At 71.4% G+C, this 24,139-nt stretch carries 23 protein-coding genes; 8 read left to right on the top strand and 15 right to left on the bottom strand.

The window, feature by feature from the left end:
- Window positions 1-69: 69 nt before the first annotated feature.
- The gene (locus ACIQMJ_RS08480; RefSeq protein WP_499760292.1) at window positions 70-954 is read right to left on the bottom strand and encodes an amidohydrolase family protein; all 885 of its coding nucleotides are present in this window, start codon (window positions 952-954) and stop codon (window positions 70-72) included.
- A 580-nt stretch (window positions 955-1,534) separates the two neighbouring features.
- Here ACIQMJ_RS08480 and ACIQMJ_RS08485 point away from each other — a divergent pair.
- The 6 genes from ACIQMJ_RS08485 (at window position 1,535) to ACIQMJ_RS08510 (ending at window position 5,564) form a co-directional block, all read left to right on the top strand.
- A complete protein-coding gene (locus ACIQMJ_RS08485) occupies window positions 1,535-2,002 on the top strand; it encodes an ATP-binding protein (protein WP_499760293.1) in 468 nt (155 codons plus the stop codon).
- A 284-nt stretch (window positions 2,003-2,286) separates the two neighbouring features.
- Entirely contained in the window at window positions 2,287-2,763 is a 477-nt protein-coding gene (locus ACIQMJ_RS08490) for a hypothetical protein (protein WP_499760294.1), read from the top strand.
- 344 nt (window positions 2,764-3,107) lie between these two features.
- Window positions 3,108-4,214 (top strand): DUF3103 family protein, encoded by a 1,107-nt coding sequence (locus ACIQMJ_RS08495; protein ID WP_499760295.1) that lies wholly within the window; start codon window positions 3,108-3,110, stop codon window positions 4,212-4,214.
- Window positions 4,215-4,535: 321 nt separating this feature from the next.
- Window positions 4,536-4,796, top strand: a complete 261-nt coding sequence (locus tag ACIQMJ_RS08500; RefSeq protein ID WP_499760296.1) for a hypothetical protein — start codon at window positions 4,536-4,538, stop codon at window positions 4,794-4,796.
- Window positions 4,797-4,938: 142 nt separating this feature from the next.
- A complete protein-coding gene (locus tag ACIQMJ_RS08505; RefSeq protein WP_499760297.1) occupies window positions 4,939-5,262 on the top strand; it encodes a hypothetical protein in 324 nt (107 codons plus the stop codon).
- Window positions 5,193-5,564 carry a Beta-galactosidase C-terminal domain gene (locus ACIQMJ_RS08510; RefSeq protein WP_499760298.1) on the top strand — a complete coding sequence of 124 codons (372 nt, stop codon included), beginning with the start codon at window positions 5,193-5,195 and terminating at the stop codon, window positions 5,562-5,564. The genes ACIQMJ_RS08505 and ACIQMJ_RS08510 overlap by 70 nt, the downstream gene beginning before the upstream one ends.
- 78 nt (window positions 5,565-5,642) lie before the next feature.
- Here ACIQMJ_RS08510 and ACIQMJ_RS08515 read toward each other — a convergent pair whose 3' ends face one another.
- The 4 genes from ACIQMJ_RS08515 to ACIQMJ_RS08530 all read right to left on the bottom strand — a co-directional run bounded on the left by ACIQMJ_RS08515 (window position 5,643) and on the right by ACIQMJ_RS08530 (window position 11,001).
- Entirely contained in the window at window positions 5,643-7,154 is a 1,512-nt protein-coding gene (locus ACIQMJ_RS08515) for a cellulase family glycosylhydrolase (RefSeq protein WP_499760299.1), read from the bottom strand.
- Window positions 7,155-7,899: 745 nt separating this feature from the next.
- Window positions 7,900-8,037 carry a hypothetical protein gene (locus ACIQMJ_RS08520; protein WP_499760300.1) on the bottom strand — a complete coding sequence of 46 codons (138 nt, stop codon included), beginning with the start codon at window positions 8,035-8,037 and terminating at the stop codon, window positions 7,900-7,902.
- 211 nt (window positions 8,038-8,248) lie between these two features.
- The gene (locus tag ACIQMJ_RS08525; RefSeq protein ID WP_499760301.1) at window positions 8,249-9,547 is read right to left on the bottom strand and encodes an ROK family transcriptional regulator; all 1,299 of its coding nucleotides are present in this window, start codon (window positions 9,545-9,547) and stop codon (window positions 8,249-8,251) included.
- 320 nt (window positions 9,548-9,867) lie between these two features.
- On the bottom strand, window positions 9,868-11,001 hold the full coding sequence (locus ACIQMJ_RS08530) for a hypothetical protein (protein ID WP_499760302.1): 1,134 nt from the start codon (window positions 10,999-11,001) through the stop codon (window positions 9,868-9,870).
- A 403-nt stretch (window positions 11,002-11,404) separates the two neighbouring features.
- Between ACIQMJ_RS08530 and ACIQMJ_RS08535 the strand changes: the two genes are divergently transcribed.
- Complete coding sequence (locus ACIQMJ_RS08535) at window positions 11,405-11,959, top strand: hypothetical protein (protein WP_499760303.1); 555 nt, start codon at window positions 11,405-11,407, stop codon at window positions 11,957-11,959.
- 16 nt (window positions 11,960-11,975) lie between these two features.
- Here the strand turns inward: ACIQMJ_RS08535 and ACIQMJ_RS08540 are convergent, their stop codons facing one another.
- Window positions 11,976-12,266, bottom strand: coding sequence for a DUF4342 domain-containing protein (locus ACIQMJ_RS08540; protein WP_499760304.1), 291 nt, complete (start codon window positions 12,264-12,266; stop codon window positions 11,976-11,978).
- A 178-nt stretch (window positions 12,267-12,444) separates the two neighbouring features.
- Window positions 12,445-15,630 (bottom strand): hypothetical protein, encoded by a 3,186-nt coding sequence (locus ACIQMJ_RS08545; RefSeq protein WP_499760305.1) that lies wholly within the window; start codon window positions 15,628-15,630, stop codon window positions 12,445-12,447.
- 281 nt (window positions 15,631-15,911) lie between these two features.
- On the opposite strand from ACIQMJ_RS08545, the gene ACIQMJ_RS08550 reads away from it, so the two are divergent.
- Window positions 15,912-16,235 (top strand): hypothetical protein, encoded by a 324-nt coding sequence (locus ACIQMJ_RS08550; RefSeq protein WP_499760306.1) that lies wholly within the window; start codon window positions 15,912-15,914, stop codon window positions 16,233-16,235.
- Between the two features lie 180 nt (window positions 16,236-16,415).
- On the opposite strand, the gene ACIQMJ_RS08555 is transcribed toward ACIQMJ_RS08550, so the two are convergent.
- Genes ACIQMJ_RS08555 through ACIQMJ_RS08590 form a run of 8 tightly spaced genes read right to left on the bottom strand, consistent with a single transcriptional unit; the run spans window position 16,416 to window position 24,108 of the window.
- Window positions 16,416-17,561: a glycosyltransferase gene (locus ACIQMJ_RS08555; RefSeq protein WP_499760307.1), complete on the bottom strand. Its 1,146-nt coding sequence runs from the start codon at window positions 17,559-17,561 to the stop codon at window positions 16,416-16,418.
- A 9-nt stretch (window positions 17,562-17,570) separates the two neighbouring features.
- Window positions 17,571-18,533, bottom strand: coding sequence for a LipP1 family hormone-sensitive lipase (gene lipP1, locus ACIQMJ_RS08560; protein ID WP_499760308.1), 963 nt, complete (start codon window positions 18,531-18,533; stop codon window positions 17,571-17,573).
- A 14-nt stretch (window positions 18,534-18,547) separates the two neighbouring features.
- Window positions 18,548-19,516: an alpha-ketoacid dehydrogenase subunit beta gene (locus tag ACIQMJ_RS08565; protein WP_499760309.1), complete on the bottom strand. Its 969-nt coding sequence runs from the start codon at window positions 19,514-19,516 to the stop codon at window positions 18,548-18,550.
- Window positions 19,516-20,517: a thiamine pyrophosphate-dependent dehydrogenase E1 component subunit alpha gene (locus ACIQMJ_RS08570; RefSeq protein ID WP_499760310.1), complete on the bottom strand. Its 1,002-nt coding sequence runs from the start codon at window positions 20,515-20,517 to the stop codon at window positions 19,516-19,518. The genes ACIQMJ_RS08565 and ACIQMJ_RS08570 overlap by 1 nt, the downstream gene beginning before the upstream one ends.
- Complete coding sequence (locus ACIQMJ_RS08575; RefSeq protein WP_499760311.1) at window positions 20,505-21,404, bottom strand: phytanoyl-CoA dioxygenase family protein; 900 nt, start codon at window positions 21,402-21,404, stop codon at window positions 20,505-20,507. The genes ACIQMJ_RS08570 and ACIQMJ_RS08575 overlap by 13 nt, the downstream gene beginning before the upstream one ends.
- Before the next feature lie 13 nt (window positions 21,405-21,417).
- On the bottom strand, window positions 21,418-22,506 hold the full coding sequence (gene hppD, locus ACIQMJ_RS08580) for a 4-hydroxyphenylpyruvate dioxygenase (protein WP_499760312.1): 1,089 nt from the start codon (window positions 22,504-22,506) through the stop codon (window positions 21,418-21,420).
- Window positions 22,487-22,735: a hypothetical protein gene (locus ACIQMJ_RS08585; RefSeq protein ID WP_499760313.1), complete on the bottom strand. Its 249-nt coding sequence runs from the start codon at window positions 22,733-22,735 to the stop codon at window positions 22,487-22,489. The genes hppD and ACIQMJ_RS08585 overlap by 20 nt, the downstream gene beginning before the upstream one ends.
- Window positions 22,732-24,108 carry a class I adenylate-forming enzyme family protein gene (locus ACIQMJ_RS08590; RefSeq protein WP_499760314.1) on the bottom strand — a complete coding sequence of 459 codons (1,377 nt, stop codon included), beginning with the start codon at window positions 24,106-24,108 and terminating at the stop codon, window positions 22,732-22,734. The genes ACIQMJ_RS08585 and ACIQMJ_RS08590 overlap by 4 nt, the downstream gene beginning before the upstream one ends.
- Window positions 24,109-24,139: the final 31 nt, after the last annotated feature.

Raw genomic sequence — 24,139 nt, forward strand, 5'->3', positions numbered from 1 at the left:
GTGTACGCGAGCACCATCACCCGATCGGGTTCGGAATGGCACGCGCTGATCAGGGCATCCGCTGCTGCTTCAGCCCGGTGTGGACGGCGGGGGTTCGAGCAGGGCGGTAGTGAGGCGTGCGGTCCGTCGCCGAACACCTGTCGCCGCCGCGACATCGCGTCGACGAGCTCGTAGAGTCCGAGCTCGGGAGGTAGGTGACGAACACCGCGTCGCACGCGACTGTGAGGAGTACACCATGACCTCGCCCGCGGACTCCGGCGACCGGTCGGACACCGCCACGCGGCGTGCGACGACCGCCGGTGTCGTGCGCGAGTGGGTCGGGCTCACGCTCCTCCTCGCCGCACACGGCCGCCGCAGGTCGCGCGCGGTCGCCACCAGCGCGTCCACCTCCTGCTGGGAGTAGCCGACCAGCTCCGGGTCGTCGACGGGCGACCCGAACCCGCCGGCGCCGGCGTACTTGATCCAGTCCGCACCGAGCCGGGACTCCGTGCGCACGGCACGGACGACCTCGTCGACGCCGTCGGCGAGCACGCCCACCTCGACGCCGAAGCGGTCCGGCAACCCGGCGGACTTGTCCCCGTGCCCGCCCCGACCGGAGATGATGTGCGGAGCGACGACCAGCCGGGGACCTTCAACGACACCGTCCCGCTGCGCGCGCCTCGGGTCCACCGTGATGGGCTGGTCGGTGCAGCCCAGGTCGCGCACCGTGGTGAAGCCGTTGTCCAGCAGCGCGCGCAGTGCGGGCAGCGCCGCGAGGGTCTGGGAGCTGACGGAGTTGTCGGGCGGCAGCTGGGGCACGACGTGGACGTGGCAGTCGATGAAGCCGGGCAGCAGGGTGCGGTCCCCCAGCTCTACGACGTCCGCTTCCGCGCAGCCGGTCAGGTGCTCGCCCACGGCCACGATGCGTTGTCCCCGCACGAGCACCTGGGCGCGCCCGGACGGGCGGTCGGACACCCGTCCCAGAAGCGGTCCGCGATCAGGAGCGTCGGTCTCGACTTGTCGGACATTCCACCCACTTCTCCCGAGAAGGCCGACGCAACCGCTCGACTGGATCACTTCGGCGTCAGTTGCCCGATCGGAATCCACCGCGAAAGGAAATGATCACGGCGTATGGATCCGACCCCGCCCGGACGACTCCCGACAGGACCAGGCGGACGACCGGCCACAGACGTCCGGCTCCCTCTGCCGCCGCCGTACGGCCCCCGAACACCGCAGACTCCGGCTGGACGGGACAGTCGCTTCACCGCCCCCTCCGACAACTACCTCCGGGCACCGACACTCTGACCGACAACCAGGTCCGGACACCGACAATTCCAGCCGGACAGGACATCCCTGTCCGGTCCGGGTGATGGTGGCGGCGGCGCGACCGCCTGACCCGTGGTCCGCCAGGTAGGTCAGACACCCGACAGCCGGTTGACCATGACCGGGCCGCGGCCGCGTTCGGGCGCGGCCAACCTGCCCGCGACCGGGAACAGGTTCGGGCTGCCGTCGCCCGGGGCGGTGTGGAGATCGCATTTCTGGGTAGGTCGAGGCAATGAGCGCAGTCGAGCAGGCGGGCCCCGAGACGCAGGATGACGGACGTGGAGGCGAACGGGGTCGGCTCGTGCTGACCATGGACCTGCCGGCCTCGTGGACGCCGTCACAAGAGCTGCGGCGGTGGGTGCGGGCGGCGCTGTACCAGGAAGACGAGGATTTCACGGGAAAGGTCTGGTTGGTTCTCGCGGAACTGGCGGCCAACGCCCATGACCACGGACGGTCACCGGTCGGAGTCAGGGTCTGGAGGTCGACGGCCTCGTCGACGGTGCGGATCGAGGTCGAGGACGCGTGCCCCGAGATGCCCATCCTGGGGGTCTCCCGGTCGGGCGGGACGCGGAGCTTCGGCCTGGTCCTCGTCGACGCCTTGGCGCGCCGGTGGGATGTCGACGCCCATTCGGCGGGCAAGACCGCATGGGCCGAACTGGTCTGCCGTGCGGCCGGGGCCGAGCCCGACCCCGTGGACTGACAGCAATCCCTACCTGCGGCAGTCATCCACGACCCGTGGCTCGCAGCAGCGCGAGAGGTCCGCCTGAGTACGCGATCGATCAGCCGAACCGAGCATCGGAACCGGGGGTGCCGATAGCCGGGTTCCGACCAGGGCCGATGAGACTGCTGCCCAGGTGAACAGTGTGACACCGGAAGATCGTCTGCGCGACGTTCTACGTGTGACACGACCCCACTGCGGGACGGGCCCCGGATCTGTCCGGAACTGGCCGCGTAGAACCAGCCGATGGACTGGTGAGGCCCCACGTGCCCGGGTCCGTCGCGCCACAGCCGCTCGATTTCCCGCTGCCCGAACTCCACGCCGCCGGAGTAGCTCGCGGTCATCACGCCGAAGCCGAACTGCGGCAGGTCCGCCGGGTCCAGCTCGGCGTCGGGCAGCGCCGGCACCGCGCCCGCCAGCGCGAGGTGCGTGAGTACACGGCACTGGGTTACATGCACCCGCTCGGGCGGGCCATCAAGATCGAGCTCAACCCCGACACCCCCACCGCCAAGACCCTGCTCGACGTCCCGATGTTCGACTTCCACGACCAGCAGGTCCAGGTGCTCCCCACCCCGGTCGACGTAGGACCTGGGGACAGGCTCCGCATCACCTGCACCCACGACGCGACGCTGTGCAAGCGGTTGCCGGAGCTCCAAAAGTCCCCGCCGCGATACGTGATCTGGGCCAACGGCAGCACCGACGAGATGTGCTCGGGGACCTTGTCCTCCTCACCGAAGAGTTGACACGATCACTGCGGATGGTGCACCCCTACGCGATCCACCGGTCGGGGCGGTACAAGTGCTCGGGGTCGACCACTTGGTCCTGCGGCGTCCGCCGCTCCACCAGCGCAGCATGGTCGAGCCCTACCGCGACCATGCGGCGCCGCCTGGCGCAGCGACCCGCGCGAACCTCCTGGCCCGACTCCCCTGCCCGTCACCACCGCACTCTTCCGAGACGCGCACGACCTGCGTGCCGGCGGTGCGGCATCGGGTTTCCCATTGACAACCGACGGCGACCGTACGTGTAATTCTTTCAAATGTCACTCTGCCCACCCGCTCCTGTACGCAGAGTAAAGGTAGGTGCGATCGTGTCGTTGTCACACCCCACCCGATTACTGGCCTCTACGGTCGGCGCCCTCGTGGTCACCGCCGGCCTGATGATCGCCCCCGCGCACGCCGCGCCGGCCGAGACCACCGCCCCGGCGGACTCCGTCGCCGCGGTCACCGACCGGATCGCCGCCCGGCTGGCGGGCGAGTTCGCCGACGAGGCCCGGCGGTCCGGATTGCTGTCGGCCACCTCGACCGACCCCGTGCTCCTGGCCCGTGCCGCCGAAGGCACCGCGCTCGGCCGGGCCGTGCGTGACGCCGACCGGGAAGTCCTCGCGGCCAAAGGGCTGCCGCAGGACGGCACGTCCCTGCTCACCATCCGCCTCGCGCACGCCGACATGGCCGCCGCGCTGCGCCGCGGCACCGCGCCACTGGTCGCGTCCTCCCCCTCCGACGACGCGCCGACGACCGTGACGGCCTACGACCACACGGGCCGGCGGATCGCGCTGGCCGCCGACCGCGTGCCGCTGCGCCCGGTGTACCTGGTCGAGGTCGACACCGCGACCGCGTTGGCCAAGGGCACCGAGGTGCTGCGCTCGACCCTGTCGCAGCGCGGCCTGTCCCCCGCCACCGCACGCGCGGCCGTCACGCCCGCTGCGGGCTACTGGGCCACGCAGCTCACGTCGATCCACCTGAACGACGACCACGAGCCTTGGCACAAGGGCGACGCGGAGATCTTCACGATCACCGCCGGGTTCGGCCTGGACGGCAAGGTCAAGGTCGACACCACCCAGCTCCCCTACCTGGACGAGGACGGCACGACCTACTACCCCAACCAGCTCCTGGTCCACTTCTCCGACTACAAGTACGACCTCGCCGACATCGTGATGATGGAGGAGGACGGCGGCACCAACTACCGCGACCTCGCCCTCGCACTCACCCAGGCGTTGCTGACCATCGTCGACGGCGGCGCGTACATCCCGCTCGTCAACGCGATCATCAACGCCCTGCCGGACGACTGGTGGACCGACGACCCGGAGTACGTCGACTCCTGGTACACCCTGTCGACCAGCACCGGTGGCACCCTGCGCGGCGCGGCGGGCAACGGCACGATGACCGTCGCCCCCTACTGGGTCGCCCCGCTGTAGCGCGCCTGCCACCCACGCACGGCTTGCCCTGATCGCACGGCTTTCCCCGTGAAGCCCCAGCACGAGCACTCCACGTCGGGAAGGGGCGGAACAGGCGCCACGCTGTTGACCGGGCCGCGTCGCCGACCACCCCTTCCCGCGTGACGACTCGAACAGCTCCCCGCCCCCGACGAACCCGACCTCGACCGTTCCAAGGGGACGAAGCGCGTCGGAGACATCCCTCCGGTCGACGATCACCGACGCGATCGTCGAGGCCACCCGCCGCGTGGCAGCAAGGTCCACCAGCTCGACGACACGCGCCGCATCACCACGAGACCGCCGGTGATCGCCGAGCGCCAATCGGAGGTGAAGCAGCTGTTCACCTGTGGCGGTGGTCAGCCGGCTGCACCTGAATGGCGCAAGCGGCGTGGCAAGCCGGCGGCGCAGCCTGACAGCAGGGTGGTCGATCTTGACGTAGGGCGCGGTCAGGAGCGTGTTCAGGTCGGCCCTCACGAACCGATCCGGACCGGCACCCGAGACGGTGCAGCGGTCACGGCTGACATCGATTTCGGCCGAAGAGGTTTCGCTCGAACAGCACTGTGAGCGGGCCGACGAAGGGCGTGACGGCGTCCGCGCGGTCGCCCGCGCCCGGTCGGCGACTGCGCGCTGAGCCGACGCTGTCGGTGGGAGCTGATTGACTGGTGTCCTGCGCCTGAGGTTCGTTGATGAATCGTAGGGTTGCCGGATGGCTCGCAGGGGTCGGCCGGTGGCCGTGGTGACGTTGACGGACGAGGAACGCGAGACGCTGACACGGTGGGCTCGGCGGGCCGAGTCGTCGCAGGCGTTGGCGCAGCGGTGCCGGATCGTGCTCGGCTGCGCCGACGGCAAGTTGACCGAGTTGCGGCACCAAGTCGGCGGTCCTGTGGCCTACGAACCCGACGACTACCTGCTCCAGCACAAGGTGGACCAACGACCGGAGCCCACTCGTGGTCGGAACTCATGGACGTCATCGACGCCGGAGTGGTCGCGCGGTATGCGGAAGACCCGCTGGTCGGTGGGCCCGCCGTGACCCGCCGCGCGGTCCGCTCGGGCACCGCCTACCACGTGTCCCGCGCCCTCGATCCGGAGAGCTTGGACGAGTTCGTCGGACGGCTGCTGGACGACGCGCGCGTCGAATCGTCCGGCGGCGGAGCGGGACTGGACGTGGTGCACCGCGCGAAGGACGGCACCACCCGGGTCTTCGCCCTCAACCACGGCGACGAGAAACGCCGCGTGGCGGTGAAGGGGGTCGAACTGGTGACCGGGGAGACCGTCGACCACGAACTGGTCGTGCCGGGCCGCGAAGTGCGGGTCGTGCGGGAGAGCCGGTGAGCGGTACCGGACTGTCGTGACCGGTCGGCCCGCCGGGGTGACGACGGGCCGACCGGGTCCTGTCGGGGTGCCGGGTGGTTACGGCGTGACGGAGAGCAAGTGCGCCTTGAGACCCTCGCCGACGCCGGGTTCGGGCGTGCCGTTCCAGTCCTTGATCAGCACGGCGCCCGTGGCGCAGCCCCACGGGTTCCAGGTCCACGCCAGGTAGCTCAAGTGGTGGGCGTCGGCCCAGTCCACCAACCGCTGCATGTAGTCGAAGCCGCAGTCGTCCTGGCCGAACTCGCCGAGCACGATCGGCACCTGCTGCGCCAGCGGCGCGATCTGGGCGTCCCAGCAGGTTTCGGTGGCGCAAGCGTTGAAGCTGTAGGCGTGCCACGACGCGGCGACGTTGTCCAGCGGGTCGACCGGCTTGTGGGCCGGCCATTCGCGCATGTCGTTGGCCCACTCCAGGCCGCCCAGCATCAGCACGTTGGTCGCGCCGGTGGCCCGGACCGCGTCGACCAGGTCCTGCATCCCGGCGACCTCGTACGGGAGACCGGTGCAGGTGCCCCCGTCCCGCCAGCACTGCCAGCCCAGCGTCTTGTCCCAGCCGGCGGCCATCTCCGGGTACGGCTCGTTGAACAGGTCGAACACGACCGCGTCATTGCCCTTGAACGCGGTGGCGACGCCGGTCCAGAACTGCGGTGCGTACCGCGCGTCCGGCATCGGCTTCTGGCAGGTCGCGTGCTCGTCCTTGCAGTGCCAGTCCGGGCTGTCGGGGTACGCGCCCCAGGTCCAGTGCAGGTCCAGGATCACGTTGATGCCGTTGCGCACCATCAGGTCCACGTAGTCCTTGACGTTCTGCTGGTAGGCGGCGCCGCCGGGCGAGCCGTAAACGCCCAGCCAGCACTCCTCGTTCAACGGGATCCGCACCGCGTGGATGTTCCACGTCTTCATCGCGTCGACCGACGCCTGGTCCACCGGACCGCCGTCCCACATGCCCTTGCCCTGCACGCAGGCGAACTCACCGCTGGACCGGCTCACGCCCAGCAGCCGGTACGGCCGGCCGTCGGAGGTGACGATCCGGTTGCCGGAGACGCGCAGTTCCGGTGCGGGACCGCCGGCCGGTGGAGTGGTGGTCGTCGTCGTGGTCGTGGTGGTGGTCGGGTTGACGCCGGTGCACGTGGCGCCGTTGACGGCGAAGTCCGTCGGTTTGGCGTTGTCGCCGCTGTAGGAGAAGTTCGCGCCCGCGGTGACGCTGCCCTTCGCGGGGATGGTGCCGTTCCAGCTCGCGTTGGTGACGGTGACCTTCGTGCCGGACTGGGACCACGCACCGCTCCAACCGTGTTGGAGGGTCTGGTTGCCGGTGTAGCTGTAGGTCAGCGTCCAGCCGCTGACCGCCGACGAACCGAGGTTGGCGATGGTCACGTTGGCGCCGAACCCGCTGCCCCAGTCGTTGGTCGTGTAATCGACCCGGCACGTGAACGCCGGTGCCGCGCTCGCGCCGCTGACCCACGACCCGGCTGCCGCTACCAGGACCGTGCCCGCGATGGAGACCACCGCGCCCAATGCGGCGAGTGCGGTGCGGCGTTTTCTGCTTCTTCCCAACATCAGCACTCCTTTGTGCAGGTGACCTACCCTGGGAGCGTTCCCAGAAGACCCGTGGCAAAGATGTCGCGAGACTTGAATTCGTTGAGGTTGAAGAGTCCGGGTGAAGCATTACTTTGAATTGTTCACGAGATTCCGGAGTCGATCGATCAGCTCGTCGGCGTTATCGACCCCGCACTCCGGTCGCACGGACGAGCACTTCTCGGCTCCACGTTGGAGCGGGTCATGTCAGCCCTCCTCCTCGTCGGTTGCCGCCACGACCCGGGCCACACAGAGGGTTACCCAGGTAGCCGAAGTAAGTCAACATCCTGGGCAGGAGAGCTGAGGTGCACCGTAGTGACGTCGACCGGACAGGACCGTCAGCACGCTTGACAGCTTACTTAGGTAACTTAATAATGGCGGCGCAGGCGGTTGTGGGCACGCCGCGCCCCACGTCGAGGAGGACGTTGTGAGGTGTCGAGGGGTACCCCGCACGGGTGCGCGGGCCGCAGCCACCCTGCTCGCCGCGGTGGTCGCGACCACGGGCTGCGGCCCGTCGGACACCTCCGCCGGGCCCGCGGCGTCGACCCTGGCGGCGCACACCGGTCAGTCCGACGACTACCAGGTCAACTTCAACCCGTACGTGCCCACCAACATCCGCGGCACCGGGACGATCTTCCAGACCCTGTTCTCCTACAACGTCGTCCGCGACGAACCAACACCGAGGTTGGGCACCGAGTTCACCTGGAACAGTGACTGCACACGGCTTCTACAGCACCGCGCAGGCCGCCGAGGTCGGCGCCGAACCCGGCCCGAACGTCAGCCGGTTCTCCGACCCGCCGGTCGACCGGCCCTCGACGCCCTCAAGCTCCTCGACCCCGCCGACACCGCTGCCCGACAGCCCCACCTGGACACGATCCAGACCCGCACCGAGCAGGCGATGCCTACGTCGTCGTGCTCACCCAGGGCACGATCAGCATCCACCACGACGCCAAGTTCACCGGCTGGCCGACCTAGGACGACCTGTACGCCTTCCCCGCCGTCTGGGCGCACCCCCGACCACGCGGAAGTCCTCCTCCGCCTCAAGCCCACCGGCGGGTGAACCCGGTCCCGCGCCGCTACTCCCCCGTGCTCCGAGCCCGGGCTGACGGCGGGTGGTCAGGTGCCTCGTCCGCGCCCGCGGACACCGACTGGGGCTCGTTCGCGGCGCGACCGCGGCCGAGCGTCAACTCGCTCTGCAGGACGAGGACGGCCCCGCCGATCGCCGCCGCGTCCGACCCGTTGACCGACGGCACCACCCGCACCGGGTGCGCCCGCCGGGCGAACAACCGGCGGTCCAACTGTTCCTGGATCACCGCCTGGTAGATCGACCCCGCCACGGTAAAGCTCTGCCCGGCCAGCACGACCGCGTCCAGGTCGAACAGGACCGCCAGGGTGACCGCGGCGTGACCGAGGTAGCGCGCCGACCGCTCGACGAGCTCACGGGCCTCGGGATCACCGGCGTTCGCGGCTGCCGCGATCCGCGAGAACTCGGTCAGGAAGTCCTCGTTGGCCGGGTCGAGCGCCAGCCGCCGGGCGAGGGCCGGGGTCGCCGACGCCTGCCGGACCACCGCCGACGGGCCGGCGTAGTTCTCCAGGCACCCGACGTTGCCGCACGTGCACTCGTCGCCGTGGACGTCGATCGAGACGTGGCCGATCTCCGCAGTGTTCGACGAGCTGCCCCGGTACACCTCGCCCGCGACCACCACCCCGCCGCCGATCCCGGTGGCCATGTAGATGCAGCCATAGGTGCTGCGCGGGTCCACCGCACCCATCCAGTACTCGCCGATGGCGGCCGCCGCGGCATCGTTGTCGAGCAGCACGGGCAGGCCGAGGTGCTCCGAGAGGCGCCGCGCGACGGGGTAGTCGCACCACTCCCCGGTGGGCTGCGGCGTCAGCAGCACACCCGCGCGCCGGTCCTGCGGACCGTAGCTGACCAGACCGACCCCGAGCACCTTCTCGCGGTCGACGGCCGCCGTCGTCAGCAGGGCGTCCACCTGTGACGCCACCAGCGGGAGCGCCCGCTCCGGCGGCATCGACGCCACGCCGTGGAACGAGGTGCGCGCGACCGGCCGGCCGGCCAGGTCGACGACCACGATGACGCACGCGTTGCGTTCCAGCTGCACCCCCACGCCGTAGCGGGCCGGCGGGTTGAGCTGGACCAGCGTGCGCGGCTTGCCGCCCGTCGGGGCGCCACGCCCCACCTCGATCACCAGGCCGTCGCCCAGCAACTCGCGCACGACCTCGGAGATCGTCGCCCCGGTGAGGCCGGTCGCCGCGGCGAGCTCCACCCGGCTGATCGTCCGCGCCGCCCTGATCACGTCCAGCACCAGGCCGCGCGTCTTCGGCCGGCTCGCCCACACCGGGCTCCTCGCCACGGAACCTCCTCCACCCGCCCCCTTTGCCAGGTTACTTCACTTACGGTTCGCTGGGCGTTCGCGGCGGTTACCGGCGAGCCGCTCACCTGCGATTTCGGCAGGCGCGGAGGCACTGCAGCAGGGGTGGGTCGGAGCCTGGCGTGGTGGTCAGGCACCGTCGACGTCGACCGCCCTGGCCGAGGCCGACATGGTCGAGCCTCCTCGGTGTTCGTGTCCCAGGTCAGTTCGATGACCATGGCGATGGGCAACGCCGTGCGGCTGCACCGCAACGCGCCTGACCGGCCGCCCTGGGCCGCGAGCCCCGGGGCGGCCGACGGGCGTCAGCGGGACGGGGTCGTGGCGACCGGGGTCCAGCGGACGCCCTTCCACATGCCGTCGGCGGTGGTGCTGCGACCGACCACGACGCCGTGGTTGTTCAGCGCGACCGGCGTGCTGTAAGCGCCGCCCAGCGAGTCGAGGTAGGTGAGCTGCCCGTCGCGCCAGAGGAACACGCGGCTCGACGAGTAGTCCGGTGACGAGGCGTGCCCGATGATGTCGCCGCGCTCGTTGATCGCGGTCGCCACGGAGTTGCCCGGCAGGCCGAGGTCGACCTGCTTGCCGCCGGCGGGCCACAGCACCGCGCGGGACGTGCCGCCCTCCAGCACCCAGCCGACCGCGTCGCCGCGCTCGTTGAGGGCCTGCTCGCCGTGGGCGAGCCGACCGTTCTCCGACAGCACGGTCACCTCCTCACCGTCCCAGCGCAGCGCCACCATGCCCCGGTTGGCCACGATCACACCGGCCTCGTTGATCGCCTCCGGGTCGTACGTGCCGTAGCCCGGACCCGGTGCCAGCTTGGTGCACTCGCCGTCGGTGCAGCGCAGCGCGGCGAACTCCTGGAAGGAGGCGAAGGCGTAGCTCGTCGCGACGACACCGGCGTCGTTGATCGCGTACGCCGACACGTGATCACCGGACACCGGCAGTTGCACGTGCCGCTCGCCGTCCCACAGGGCGAGGTGCTCCTCGCCCCGGGGCGACGTGGCGTACGACATCGGCACGCGGCCGTCGTCGTTGATCACCTGCGCCCGCGCCCACGCGGCTCCCGGCGGGGTGATGGCCGTCCGCTGACCCGCGAACCAGACCCACGGCTTCTGCGTGTCCGGCACGCCGTCGGAGGTCAACCCGAGCACCCTGCCGCTCTGGCTGATCGCGCCGGCCAGACCGGGGCCGAGGTCGGTCGCTCCGCCGCGCGGCGCCCACAGCACCGCGCGCGTCGGCCCGTCGCCCTGGGCGCTGCCGATGACCTGGCCGAGGTCGTTGACACCGGTGGGGTGGTAGCTGAGGTTGTCGGGCAGGCCCGCGACGCCCGGCAGTTCGGCGATGACGTGCGTGGCGGACGCGACCGCCGCGGGAGTGGTGGCCAGTGGCAGGGCAGTCGCTAGCGCCAACACGGCCAGCGACGCGCGTAAGTCGGGCATGATCGCTCCGTTGCGAGTATGTCCTGAAGTGGTACTGGATCGATCAACGGTAACCCTCGCGCGCCCGCGGCGGTGTCGGCCGGACAGCGGAACCGGGTCGCAAGACCGTCGGATCGGCACCCGTCGCCCGCACCCGGTAATCCGCGATTCCACTGTCCGACACCGTCCGCCAACCTCCCCCGAATGGACGGCGAGCAAAGGATCACCGCACGGTGTGATACCTGCCCGCAATCGTCGGGCCTGCTGTTGCGACGTCCGGCAGCCCGGAACTCGCGGTCACGAAATCTGCGGTTCCGCCCTCGATGGCGCAGACGGAAAGTGTCATCGCATTTCGCCCGTTCGGCACGCCACCACGCGATTACAGTGCGATCCGGTGGAAGTCGCAAAAGCGAGGAGTGCTCCGATGAGGGCGGCGAAGATCGGTGAACTGGTGTCGGCGGCGAGGCGGGCCTTCGTGGGCGTCCTCGTCGCCATGTCGGTGGTGTCCGCCGCGCCCGCGGCCCAAGCCGCGGAGGTCGAGTTGCTGTCGTGCGTGGGCAGCGGCGCCAACACCTACCAGCCCGGGGTCACCGCGCAGCCCCGGGTCGTCTCCATCGCGTCCAGCGCGGACTACGGCTCCTGCGTCTCCAGCGGGTCACCCGCCATCACCTCCGGCGGGTACGCGCTCGCGGCGAACGGTCTGGTGTCGTGCCTGGGCGGTGGTGTCTCCATCACGGTGACCATCACCTGGAACACCGGTGAGACCACCACCGTGGCCGCGGTCGGGCTGGTCGTCCTGCGCCCGGCCAACGAGGTCGTGGTGGTCTACCAGGGCACGGTGACGGCGGGCAGGTTCACCGGAGCTGCCGTCGTGATGACCGCGGCGCTGCTCAACACCACACCGGCTCAGTGCTTCACCCCCGAAGGCGTCACCGGCACCAGCGGACCCGCCGCCATCACCATCACCCAGCTCGCCTGACCCGACCGTCACCGGACTACATCTGCTCGGTCTCGACCGTGGTCGCGGGCCGGTGGTCGGGCTGGTCGCGGTTCTCGAGGGTGATACCGCACTTGCTCGCCAGCGCGACGCCGGTACCGATCACCGTCACCACCGGAGCGGCCAGCGCGGCGACCAACCCGAGGGCCACCGGCACCTCCAGCACCACGTCTTCCTTGCTGTCACGCACGACCACGCGGCGGTTGAAGCCCTCGCCGACCAGTCCGCGAACAGCGTTGACCACGGTGTCGACGGTGACGCGGGCGGACTCGGGCTGGAACTCGTTCATGACTCTCCTCGGACAGCGGACGTTCGTTGATGCGTCCAGCCTGCCCGCGGTCGAGTGCCCCGCCATCAGGGGTCTCCCTGACCTCCGCCTGATTCACCCCTGACCCCGGCACGCGGGTGACCGTCCGCCGCCCGGCCCGGCTCGGACGGTGGAGGAGCACCGACGCCATCGCCCGTGCTCATCGCGGTGGACGGGCGGCTTGGTCGCGGCGGCGGGCTTCGTCGTGCGGGTCGGTGCCGGCCAGCAGCACCAGTTCGCCCGGGCGGACGTAGGCGCGCCCCTCGGTGTTGAGTTCCACGACAAGGTCGTCGGACACCTGGCCGTTGCGGTCCATGGAGGTGCTGCCCGTGCGCCGCACCCAGTAGAACTGGGCCAGCCGCCGATAAGTGGGGAGGTCGGCGGCGCGCACGGATTCGAGTGGGCCGCGGGCGTTCGGAGGCCAGTCCGCCGTGCCGCGGTGCAGCAGGTGCGGTGGCACGGAGTCGAAGTCGACCGAAGTCAGGTTGCCCGCCTGGTTGTAGACGAGCACTTCCCGGTCCGATCCCCACAACGCCGTGTCGCGGGCCGTGCGGACCTGGCCGGGGCCCGCGGCGAGCACCGCCTCGTCCAGCGTGGTCTGCTGGCCCGCTTCGAGGTGCTGGTGCAACCGGTCCAGTTCCGCGCCGAGCCCGGGCTCGACGTCGTCCAGCCGGGTGTAGCCGTACCGGTCCTCCTCGAACGACCACACCCGGACGCCCCAGCCGTTGTCGAACCGCCGGAACGCGGGCCCGCTCGGGCACCCGCCGTTGAACTGGTGCCAGTCCGCCAACGAGGTCAGCTCCGCGATCATCCGGAGCAGCAACCGTCGCAGGTCGGCGCCCGGCATCCCGGTCACCACCACCGCCTCGAACTCGGGCACGCCCGCAGGCCGCGTCGAGGACGCCGCGGCCTGCCGGATCACCGCCTGATCGGCCACCGGGACCCGGTTGTACCCCGACCACGCGCTGCGGGACACCAGCGCGAGCTGCGGCGTCACACCGCGGGCCAGCCACCAGTTCATGGTGGCGACGCCGAGCCTGCTGCTGCGCACCGCCCGCTCCTCGGCCGCCTCCTGACCGGCACGCACCTGCTGGGCCACCTCCAGCACGATCCGGACAACCTCGATGGCGGCGAGGATGCCCGCGCCGACCCGCGTCGACACCGGCGTGTACACCGTGCCGTCCGGGCGGTACGCGGTGCGGCCGGCGTGCTCGGCCCGCGCGACCACCTCGTTCAGCTCCATCTGCCGGGTCAGCGACTCGGCGAGCACCGCCCGGAACTCGGCGCTGCGGTGCCGCGCCGCGATCCGCGCCGACGACTGGCGGGTGAACTCCTCCAGCCGCGGCATCCAGTCCACCCGCACCGCTTCCCACGCGCCGCGCACGTGCTCGGCGACCGCCGAGGCGCCGAGCACGCCCCGTGCCGCGCGGACCAGGTCGATGTGCTCGGCGCGGTGCCGGTAGAGCTGACCGATGTTCTCCGCTTCGAGGGCGGCGACGAGCTGGATGGAGTTGAGGTAGAGCCTGCTGTAGAGGCTCATCGCCCTGGTGTGCCCCTCCAGGTCGTTGCGGGCCTGGTCGATGCCGGCCCTGATGGCCGAGACCTGCGCGGAGATCCGGGTGAGTTCGGCGACGGCCTGGGTGAGGTCGGCGCTTCCGTTGACCCCTCCCGCGGCGTTCGCGGCGGTGTGCAGTTCCGCCCAGAACCGGGCGGTGGCGGCGCGCAACGTCGTCTCGTGGGCGCGGAGCGCGGCCTCCGTGGCGGTCACCGAGGACGTCAACGCGGCCGGTGCGCCCGCCGATCCCAGCGCCGTCCGCGTCGCCTCGGCGTCGGCACGCAGGCCGATGCACTCGCCGAGCATCCCGTACGCCCGGCGCAGCGGGGTGTCGCTGCGCTGGATCGCGTCCAACGCCTGCTGCACGCCGGCGGTGTCGACCGTGACGCGGTCCAGTGCTCGACCCCGGGCCCTGGTGACCTGGGTCCGGCCGGACCCGGCCGGTGACGGGTCGCCCTGCACCATCTCCGGCGACAGCCCGGCCGTGTCGAGGAAGTTGTACGTGCGGCTGCCCGCCCGCGAACCGGTGGACGCGAAGCTCGCCGTCGTCTGCGCGACCAGCCGGAGCGCGTCGCCGCCCGCCTCGTAGGCCATCTCCAGCATGCGCAGGAACCCGGCCGTGTTGTCCGCGCCCGCCTGCTCGCCGAAGTGGTGCGGCGCTTCCATCACGCGCAGGTTGCCGCCGGGGCCGCCGAGGACCCGGCGGAACGCGTCCGCGCCGATCGCGTTGACGATCTCGGTGAACTGCCTGCCCTCGGCGTCGGCGGTGAACACCATCCGCTCACCGCTGACGAGGTCGTGCACCACGACGACCGGGCTGGACCGGTTGCGGTTGTAGGTGGACGTGCCGCTGCGCATGAGGTCGGAGTGCGCGTCGACCGAGCGGTACTCGATCAGCTCCATGTTGTCGACCACGCGCCGCTGCACGTGCACGCCGCCCGCCGCGCCGACCACGGTGATCTCGACGAGCTGCTGGGTCGGCTGGACGGTCAGGCCGGCGACCTTCCACGCGCCGCTCTCGGCGGTGCGGAGCTGCTGCTGGGCGACTTCGACGGCGGTGTTCGAGAACGCCGCTTGCTGCATCAGCGCGCGCACCGCGTTGTAGTGGTCGGTGTCGGCGTGCGACACGAGGACCCGCTCCGGCACGGCCGCCGGGCCCGAGGTGACCGCGCCGACGGCTTGGACCAGCCGTTGCACGCTGGGGGCGCTGACGCTCGTGGTGACACCGGTGCCCGCGTCGAGCTGCACGCTCCGACCGCCGATCGACGACACCAGGATCGCCCGGCCCTTGGTCGGCAGCTGGAACAGGAACGCCTCCACCGCAGAGGCCGGGCCACCGGTCGCCGGTCGCACCTGGAACGAGGTCATCCGGTAACCGTCGAGGCGCATCCCGAACCGCAACCCGAGCACGACGGGTTGTGCCGGGCCGAGCGTCAGGCCGTGCGGGAAGGCTTGGGCGAGCGCGGCCCGGTCGTCGTCCCCGAGCTGGACACCGGCACTGGTGAGGGCCTGGGCCGACGCGGCGTCGAGGGCCTGGGCCGACGCGGTGGGCGCCGGTGCGGGCGCGCCGCCGTTCGGCGGATCGCGCTGCACCACGGCTCTCGCAGCCGCTTCCGCACCCGCGAACCGCTGTGCGACCGCCCGGTTCCCGGCGGCCCGCTGGAGCCGTTGGACGTGCGCGACCGGGGCGTCGTCGCCCGAGTGGCCGACGGCCGCGACCCCGTCGCCGCCGCGGTGGGCCGTGCCGTGGTCGTGGCCCGCGGGCGATTCGGGTAGCCGTTCACGGGACATCTGACCATTAAGCGCCGATCGGGGCGCGCGAGCCATCCGCGTGCGGACGGCCGTGAGGGCACGGGGAGCTGCCCTGGCGGTCGTCCCACCGGTGCCGTCCGGCCGCACTCCACTCAACCGGCCGACGCCCGCTCGGATCGGTTGCAGCCCGTGAGGTGGGTTGCCGTCGACGGGATGAGTACTCCCGCCCGGTCGGGTGGATCGCCCGCGGCACGGCTGATCGGCGATGTGGGTCCGGTACTCCTACGGCATCAAAGGTTCCGCGACACGGGAGACCCAGCATGGCGATCATCAAGAAGCCCTTCGACACCTACTCGATCGTCCACTCCAGCAACAACTCCCAGTACGAAGCCGACATCGCCTGCTTCGTCACCGGCACCGTCGACATGATCGGGAGAATCCTCTTCTTCAAGGACGACGGTCCCCTGCCGTCGAACGTGATGCTCGCGTACGGCCCGGAGATCCACTTCCCGCTCAGGCGGTTCGGGGAAGTGGTCGGCACCTTGCGCCAGGAGAAGCCCCTCTACCTGTGGTTCGACACCGCGTCGCTGGTCGGATCGGTCGGGACTGGCGACAAGGAACCGGTCGGGGAAGAGGAGGGCTGAGGCCCTTGGTCAGGGCGCGACCGGGCCCGGTTCGTGGTGCAGGCAGGAGCCGACCCAGCCGACCGCGTCACGGGTCGGGCGGGTCGGTGGGGTGGGGCGGAAGTTGGTCGCGTCGTCGTCGCGCGCCGGCCGTGCGTAGTAGTCGAGCAGGCCGCGTGGCGGACGGTGCTCGGCGGCTGTTCAGGTGTAGTCGGGGAGCGTGCGGGCCACGTCGTGCGGTGACGGCATGGCGGCCACCTCGGCGGCCATCGCGCGGGCCGCGTGGCGCACGGCTTCGTCCGTGAGCAGCCGCCGCGCCTTGGTGGTGATCGCCTCGGCGGTCACGTCCTCGGGCAGCAGGTGGTCGCCCAGACCGGCCTCGGTCACGACCTCGGCGTTGTTGAACTGGTCGGCCGCCTGCGGCAGGACGAGCTGGGGCACGCCCGCGCCGAACGTTCCCAACGTGGTGCCCGCGCCGCCGTGGTGGACCACGAGGTCCGCGTGGAGCAGCACGTCGGCCTGGGCCACCCACGGGAGCACCACGACGTTGTCCGGCAGTTCCCTCAACGCCTCGGTATCGGCCCTCCGCCCGGCGGACACGAGCACCCTCGCGCCCACCACCGCCAAGCCGTCGATGGCGGTGCGCAACAGTGCCGCTTCGCTGAACGCCGTACCCAACGTCAGGTACACCAGAGGCTCCCGGTGCTCCACGACCCACGATGGCAACTCCCCCGGTGCGGCGAACGCCACCGGTCGCAACGGGATCCGGTGCGCGGACGAGGCGAGGAACGCGGGGTTCTGCACCGAAGGCGGGCAGATGTCGAGGTACGGGTGACCCAGCGCCATGGGGTCGGTCCGGGGCACCTCGACGCCGAGCTCCGCGCCGAGGGCGGTGAGGAAGTCGCGCGCCGGCTCCGCGAAGTCGGGTTCTTGCCACATCCGGCCGTACGAGTGGCACAACGCGGACACGCCCGCGGCCTTCGCGGCCAGTCCCGCGCCGGGGTTGCCGAACTCGTGCACGACCAGGTCGGGCTTGCGCTCGGCGAGGACCGGCGCGAGCCCGGTGGCGAAGCTGCGCGGCAGCACCGAGGCGAACGTGAACGCGACCCGCTCGGCGTCGACGTCACCCGGTGCCCCGGGCTTGACGCCCGCCATCGCGGACTCGAACGCCTTGCGCGGCGACATGCCACCCTTGATGTGCTCGATGCCGTGTGCGGCCAGGACGTCCTTGAAGAGCCCGCCGGTGAAGTAGTCGACTTCGTGGCCGAGCTCGCGCGCGGCGACGGCGAGCGGCAGCAGCGGGAAGGTGTGGCCGTACAAACCGAGGCTGGAGAAGAGGATTCGCACGCGGTGAGCCTAGTGCTCGAGCGGCGCTCGGGCGCTGCTCCGCAGAACCGCGCCGGTCGCCTGGGCGGCACCGAAGTGGGTGCGCAGGAACGCCGCGACCTCGGCGCGTGCCTCACGGGCCGCGTCCACCACGCCCGACATGGCGAAGAAGCCGTGCGCCACCCCGGCGTAGCGCTTCGCGACCACGGGCACGCCGGCTTCGCGCAGCCGTTCGGCGTACTGCTCGCCCTCGTCGCGCAACGGGTCGTGCTCGGCGGTGATGACGAGTGCCGGCGGCAGGCCGGTCAGGTCCTCGGCGAGCAGGGGCGAGGCCCGCGGGTCGCGGCCGTCGTCCGGGTTCGCCAGGTAGTGGCCCCAGTACCAGGCGACGGATCGGCGGTTGAACGTGGCGGGGTCGTCGTTCTCGCGCATGGACTCCGTGTCGCCGCGGTGGTCGGTGTTGGGGTAGACCAGCACCTGGGCGGCCAGCGCGGGCCCGCCGGGGTCGAGGGTCGCCACGGCCGCGAGGTTGCCGCCGGCGCTGTCGCCCGCCACGGCGAGGCGGTCGGGGTCGACGCCGAGCTCGGCCGCGTTCGCGGCGATCCAGGCGACGGCCGTGCGGCAGTCGTCCACGGCGGCGGGGAACTTGTGCTCGGGTGCCAGCCGGTAGCCGACGGTGATCACCTGGCACGGCACCGCGTTGGCCAGGGCGCGGCAGATCTCGTCGGAGGTCTCGATGCTGCCCAGCGCCCAACCGCCGCCGAAGAAGTAGACCACGGTGGGCAGCGGCCCGGCCCCGTCCACCGGGCGGTAGACCCGGATCGGCAGGTCGCCGCCCGGTCCGGGCAGGTGCCGATCGGTGACGTGGCGCACCGGCTCGCCCGCGCCCGCCGCCGCCCGGATCGCGGCGAGGTCGGCCTCCCGCGCCTGGTCGATCGAGAGGGTGTAGAGCGGCGCGGAGGCCGACTTCCCGAGCGGCGGGTCCAAGGGCATGCGGGCCTCCGTCGTCACTGCTTGAGCACCTTCCCGATCGCGGCGGTCAGCTGGGAGCGGTCGGGTTGCACGGCGAGGTCGAGCCCCAGGGCGAACGGCACCACGGCGCCGTCCGGCCTGGTGACCCTGACGGGCGGCACGACCAGGTCGCACCGCTCGGCCGCGGTGGCGATGACCTCGGCCGCGATGCCGCACATGCGGTTGGAGTCGTCGACCACGACCAGCCGACCGGTCTTGGCCAGCGAGGCGGCCAGCCCGTCCCAGTCGAAGGGGTACACCGTGCGCGGGTCGAACACCTCCACCGAGACGTCACCGGCCATTTCCTCGGCGACCGCGAGCGCGTCGTGCACGAGGTGCCCGACCGCCACGACCGTGACGTCCTCGCCCTCGCGGTGGACCCGGCCGACACCGAGCGGCACCGGCGCCAGCCCTTCGTAGTCGAGGTCCACCCGGACGCCGAGTGCCGCCGCCGGTGCGAACACCACCACCGGGTCGTCGTCTCGGATCGCGGTGGCCAGCAGGCCGTAGGCGTCCTCCGGCGTCGCCGGCACCACCGTCTTCACCCCGGCGTGGGCGAACAGGGCGTACGGGTGGTCGGAGTGCTGGCCGGCCCAGCCCGTCTTCGACCCGGAGCCGGGCACCAGGTACGTCACCGGCACGCGGGTCTGGCCGCCGGTCATCAGCGAGAACTTGTGCGCCTGGTTGACGATCTGCTCGAACGCCAGGTACAGCAGCGCCGGGATCTGGAACTCGATCACCGGTCGCCGCCCGCTCAGCGCCGCCCCGGTGGCGAAGCTCGTGAACGCCTGCTCCGACAGCGGCGTGTCCAGCACCCGGTCCGGCCCGAACCGCTTGAGCAGGCCCGCGGTCACGTTGGAGACGGCCACCCGGACGTCCTCGCCCAGCACGAACACCGCCGGGTCGCGGGCCAGCTCGTCGGCCAACGCGCGGTTGAGCGCCTTCTGGTAGGACAGCCACGGCATCACCCACCACCGCCCGGCCGCGCCCGCATCCCGGTGGCGTACAGGTGGTCCAGCGCGCCGACGGGGTCGGGGTGCGGGCTGTCGAGCGCGAACGCGACCGCCGCGTCCACGACGGCCTCGACCTCCGCCTCGACCCGTGCCCGTTCGTCGCCGGCCAGCCGCGCACCCTGGATCTCCACCGGATCCCTTTCGCGTCCACTTCGGACTTCGTCGTCCTCGCGGTAGCGGACCCGGGCCTTGTGCTCCCACGTGTGGTGCGCGTCGAACCGGTAGGTCAGGCACTCGATCAGCGACGGCCCACCGCCCGCGCGGGCGCGGTCCACCGCCTCGCGCGCCGCGTGGAGCACCGTCCGCGGGTCCATCCCGTCCACGGTCACCGACGGCATGCCGAACGCCGCACCACGCCCGGTGATCGTGCCCGCGACGGCGTCCGACACGGTCAGGGTGGTGGCGTAGCCGTTGTTCTCGCAGACGAACAGCACCGGCAGCCGCCACAGGGCGGCCAGGTTCATCGCTTCCAGCAGCACGCCCTGGTTGACCGCGCCGTCGCCGAAGAAGCTCACCGCGACCCGGTCGCCGCCTTCCTGCCGGGCGGCCCAGGCCGCGCCCGCGGTGATCGCGCCGTTGGCGCCGACGATCGCGTTCGCGCCGAGGATGCCCAGCGCGAAGTCCGCGGCGTGCATCGACCCGCCGCGGCCCTTGTTCAGCCCGGTGGCGCGACCGGCCAGCTCGGCGAGCACCCGGGCGGGGTCGGCGCCCTTGGCGAGCACGTGCCCGTGCCCGCGGTGGGTGCTGGTGATCACGTCGTCCAGGCGCAGCGCCGCGCACGCACCGGCGGCGATGGCCTCCTGCCCGGTGTACGGGTGGATGCCGCCGATGATGTCGCCGGAGCGGACGAGGTCGACCGCCCGCTCCTCGAACCGGCGGATCAGCCGCACCGTGCGGTACAGGCCGACGTCGGAGTCCGGCACGTGCGCCGCCACGGCGGTCAGGAGCGCCACACGGGCGGGCAGAACTCCGGGTCGGCGTAGTCCGGCTTGCCGTCCGGGGTGCGCCGCACGAGGGAGTCGTGGTTGTAGAAGGCCAGGTTTCCGTCCGACAGGGGGAACTCGCGGTAGGCGTTGTCGCCGTCCTGCAGGTGCAGCGAGATGGCCTGGCGGGGCCGGGTGGAGCGGTTCGGCCCGCTGCCGTGGTAGGTCCGGCAGTGGTGGAAGCTCATGTGGCCCTTGGGAATGATCATCGGGATCTTGGTGACCCGGGTGCCGTTGTGCGTCGCGTTGGCCGTGAGCAGGTTCTCCAGGTGGTCCGGGTCCCGCTCGGCGAAGTGCTTGGTGGCGCTGTCGTCCGAGCCGACCTCCTCCCACAGGTGGCTGCCGTCGACCATGGTGATGGTGCCCAGTTCCTCGTCGCAGTCGTGGAACGGGACGAACGCGGTGAGCATCCGGTCCGACGAGGACGACGACCAGTAGTGCTTGTCGAAGTGCCAGGGCACGACGTTGGACGGCTCCTCGGCGATCGGCGGCTTGTAGATCAGGGTCGACTGGAACACCCGGATCTCGTCGGCCTCGGCCAGGCGCGCGGCCACCGCGCCGATCAGCGGCTTGAGCAGCGCTTTGGCGATCGCGTCGCTCTCGTAGTGCACGTAGTCGTTGTGGCGCTGCACGTCACCGTGCTCGGGCGTCCAGTAGGCCAGCCGGGGCGGGCGCGTCGGTAACAGGCGGCTCCGCTCCCCCGCGTAGTACCGGTCGACCGCCGCGGCCAGCTCGTCCACCTCGTCGTCGGAGAACAGCTTCTTCGACAGGTACCAGCCGTGCTCGGCGTAGAACCGGACCTCGTCGTCGGTCGGGAGCAGGGCGCGCTCCTGCTCGGTCAGCGCGAACTCGTTCACGGTGCTCTCCCCTTCAGCCTGCCGTCGTGCCGGACAGTTCGCCCTGCTTCGCCTCGTACAGCGCCTTGATGTTCCCGCTGCCGAAGGTCAGCGCGCCCCGCCGCTCGATGATCTCCAGGAAGAGCGTCCGGCGCACGTGCATCGACTCGGTGAAGATCTGCAGCAGTTGACCCCAGTGGTCCCGATCGACCAGCACGCCGAGCCGGCGCAGCTCGTCCAGCGGCGCATCCAGGTGGCCGACCCGATCCTCGAGCGTGTCGTAGTAGGCACCCGGCGTGCCGAGGAAACGCACGCCCTTGTCGCCGAGCGTGCTCACCGCCTTGACGATGTCGTCGGTGCCGAACGCGACGTGCTGCACGCCCGCGCCCGCGTGCCAGGTCAGGAAGTTGTCGATCTGACCGGGCCGGCGCTCCGGATCCGGCTCGATCAACGTGAAGGTGACGTGGCCGGACGGGCTCTGCACCACCTTGGAGTCCATGCCCTGGCCGCCGACCTCGACGTACTCCTCGAAGATCTGGGTGAACCCGAAGACGTCCACGTAGTACTGGGCGGTCGGGGCGAGGCCGCCCGCGGGCACGCAGATCGCCAGGTGGTCGATCACCCGCAGCAGCTTGTCGTCGGTGTGCGGCTCCGGCTCGGTCACCTCGATCGCGCCGGGCAGGAACTCCTTCGGCGAGCCGTGCCGCTCGACCAGCCGGTGCGTCACGTCGGAGAACCCGGACACCTCGGCCACGACGACCCGCTGGTCCCGCCCGCCCGCTCCCCCGGTCGCGTACTCGCGCGGTGGCGACACCGGCTCGGCGCCGCGTTCGGTGAGGCCGCGGTAGGCGGCTTCGACATCGTCCACGCCGATCCCCACGACCGCCACGCCGTCACCGTGCTTGCGCACGTACTCGGTGGCGGGGTGGTCGGGTACCAGGCCGGTGGTCAGGACGACCTGGATGTCGCCCTGGCGCAGCAGCAACGAGCGACCGCCCTCCAGCCCGGTCTCGGGTCCGCCCTGACCGCAGATCGTGAACCCGAACGCGGTGCACAGGTAGAACGCCGCCTGCCTCGCGTCACCCACGTACAACTCGATGTGGTCAATCCCGGAAATGTTCATCAGGCATCCCGATCACTTCCCGGAGCACGTCAGCGGCTCCCGAGACGGTGGTCATGCGGCCGTACTGACCGCTGTCGAGTTCCATGCGCACGCCGTAGCGCTGTTCGACCTGGTGCACCAGCCAGGCCAGTTCCATCGATTCGATCATCTCGGGGACGTCCTGCGCGGACCTGCCGTCCAGGCTCGCGAGCATCGCCAGGACGTCGTCGCGGTCGGGTGGCACGCTCACCGCGCCACCCCCTGGGCGGTCCGGCGGAGCACCGAGCGGTCGCGGACCAGCTTTCCGGTGGTGGTGCGCGGCATCGCGTCGAGGACCAGCAGCCGTCGCGGTCTCTTGTAGGCGGCGAGCCGTTCGGCCAGAGCCGCTTGGACGGACGCCGCCGTAGCGGGCGCGTCGAGCTGCGTGTAGGCGGTGATCACGTCGTCGTGCAGCACCACGGCCGCCACCACGCCCGGCAGTTCGGCCAACGTCGCCTCCACCTCGGTCAGGTCGACCTTCAGCCCGCCGACCGACACCTGGGAATCCAGCCGCCCCTTGACGGTGACGAGCCCGGTGTCCGGGTCGACCGCGCCCGCGTCCCTGGTGTGCAGCCAGCCGTCCGCCCACCGGTCCGGGTCGGACAGACCGACGTAGGGCGCCTCGGGGCGGCTCACCCACAGCTCGCCGCCGCGTTCGACGACCGACAGCCCGGGCGCCGGGGTGAGGGCGGGCCGGTGCTCGCCGAACAGGTCGGTGGCGATGACGCCGACCTCGGTCATCCCCCACATGTTGCCCAGCGGCACGCCGTACTTCCCGGTGAAGGCGGCGGCGGTCGCGGCGGGCACCGCTTCGCCGCCGGTGGTCATCCGCTTGAGCTGCGGCAGGGTCGGCGGGTCCACGACGGAGGTGAGCAGTCCGATGTGGAACGGCACGCCCAGCACCGTCGCCGGGGTCGGTTCGGCCGCGACCGCGTCCAGCACGCTGTCGCCGGTGAGCCGCTCGGGCGGCCTGACCTGGACACCGGCGTGCAGGCCGTAGAGCAGGGCGCCGACCAGGCCGAGCACGTGCACCATCGAGGCCAGCACGACGATGCGCTCACCCGGCAGCGGCACGCCGTCGATCCGGGTGTACCGCTCGATCTCGGCGACCAGGTCGGCGGCCGTGCGGCCGATCACCTTGGACGGGCCGGTGGAGCCGGAGCTGAGCTGGATCACCGCGTGCGGTGTCGCGGCGGGACGGCCGGAGCGGGCCGTGACGGTCTCCTCCACGTCCGCGAACGGGCTCAGCGGGCTGCTCGTGATCCGGCCCGGCTCGACCAGCACCTGCGGTGCGAGCCTGCCCAGCGCGGCGTCGACCTCGAACGCGGTGAGCCGGTGGTCGAGCAGGCTCACCTGGGCCCCGATGCGCCACCCGGCGAGCAGGTTGGCCACGTACGCGACCGAGGGTGGCAGGCGCAGCGCGAGCGACCCGCCCGCGCGCAGTCCCGCCTCCGCCAGGCGTGCCTGCCGTTGCGCGACGAGCCGACGCAGCGCGGCCCGGTCGACCGGTCCGCCCGAATAGAGGCAGGTATCGTCGTCCGCGCCGCGCAGCAGGATCTCGTCGACCCATTCCGGACTGGCCACGAATACTGATCCGGCCGACGTCAGACCTTTT

The organism is Actinosynnema sp. NPDC091369, from assembly GCF_044757065.1.
Lineage (GTDB): Bacteria > Actinomycetota > Actinomycetes > Mycobacteriales > Pseudonocardiaceae > Actinosynnema.